This window comes from Brachybacterium alimentarium, from assembly GCF_002332425.1.
Taxonomy (GTDB): domain Bacteria; phylum Actinomycetota; class Actinomycetes; order Actinomycetales; family Dermabacteraceae; genus Brachybacterium; species Brachybacterium alimentarium.
In genome coordinates this window covers 1-1,433 of record NZ_NRGS01000063.1, presented here as the reverse complement: position 1 = coordinate 1,433, position 1,433 = coordinate 1, and the positions used below count along the sequence as shown (strand labels likewise).

The window sequence follows — 1,433 nt, the reverse complement described above, 5'->3', positions numbered from 1 at the left end:
GGCTCTTCGCAGTTGAGGGGGTAGCTGCGGGGCGTGGGGTGGGCGCGTCGGTGCCGGGATAAACGTCGAGGTCTCCCGATGATGGAAGTTCTCACGCTCGCCATCAGGAAGACCTCGACATGCCCAACGCTACCTTCGGCGACCCCGACCTGACGACCTTCACCCGCCTTGAGGAGCTTGGTCTGGTCGTGGTCGGCCAGAACCTCACGGCCGATCGAGCGGTGCTGGAGTGTCGGGTCGCCGAGGAGGAATCGTGGTGCCGTGCCTGCGGAGGACGGGCGACGTCGCGGGGTTCCATCTCGCGGTCCCTGGCGCATGAGCCGTTCGGCCACCGCCCCACGACGCTTCTGGTGCGAATCCGGCGCTACCGATGTGACCACTGCGGAACCCACTGGCGCGAAGACACCACGGCTGCAGCGGCCGGGCGGGCGAAGCTCTCCCGGGGCGGGACCCGGTGGGCGCTGGAGGCGCTGGTCATCGATCACCTCTCGGTCGCGCGGGTCGCTGCCGGGCTGGGCGTGGCCTGGCACACCGCGAACGACGCCGTCCTGGCCGAGGGGAAGCGCCTGCTGATCGATGACCCGGCCCGCTTCGACGGAGTCCGCGTGATCGGCGTTGATGAGCACGTCTGGCGCCACACCCGCCGCGGCGACAAGTACGTCACCGTGATCATCGATCTCACCTCCGCCAGGGACAAGACCGGGCCGGCGAGGCTGCTGGACATGGTCGAAGGACGCTCCAAGGCGGCATTCAAGGCCTGGCTCGAAGCGCGACCCAAGGCGTGGAAGGACCGCGTCGAGGTCGTCGCGATGGACGGATTCACAGGGTTCAAGACCGCGACGAGCGAGGCCCTGCCCGGCGCGGTCGCGGTCATGGATCCCTTCCACGTCGTCCGCCTCGCCGGGGACGCTCTGGATGACTGCCGGCGGCGGATCCAGCAGAAGCTCCACAAGCGTCGAGGCCGCAAGGACGACCCTCTCTACACGTCCCGCCGCACCCTCCACACCGGGACCAAGCTGCTGACCCAGCGGCAGCGCGAACGCCTCAACGCCCTGTTCGCCCACCACCCTCACGCTGCGGTCGAGGCTACTTGGGAGATCTACCAGGCCATGATCGCCGCCTATCGAGAACCCGACCGGGCCAGAGCCAGATCGAAGATGGAGAAGGTCATCGCGGCCCTCAGGGCGAAGGTCCCAGACACCCTCGTCGAGCTGGGAAAGCTGGGCCGGACGCTGACCAAGCGCGCCGACGACGTCCTGGCGTTCTTCGATCGCCCCGGCACCAGCAACGGGCCGACAGAGGCGATCAACGGACGGCTTGAACACCTCCGCGGCTCCGCCCTCGGCTTCCGAAACCTCACCAACTACGTCGCCCGCAGCCTGCTCGAATCAGGAGGATTCAGAAACCAGCTACACCCTCAGATGCGATGAGCC

General features: G+C 67.9%; 1 protein-coding gene. It reads left to right on the top strand.

The genetic code is table 11. From position 1 onward, the window contains the following. The first annotated feature begins 119 nt into the window (after positions 1–119). Positions 120–1,430, top strand: coding sequence for an ISL3 family transposase (locus CIK71_RS17335; RefSeq protein ID WP_096166914.1), 1,311 nt, complete (start codon positions 120–122; stop codon positions 1,428–1,430). Positions 1,431–1,433: the final 3 nt, after the last annotated feature.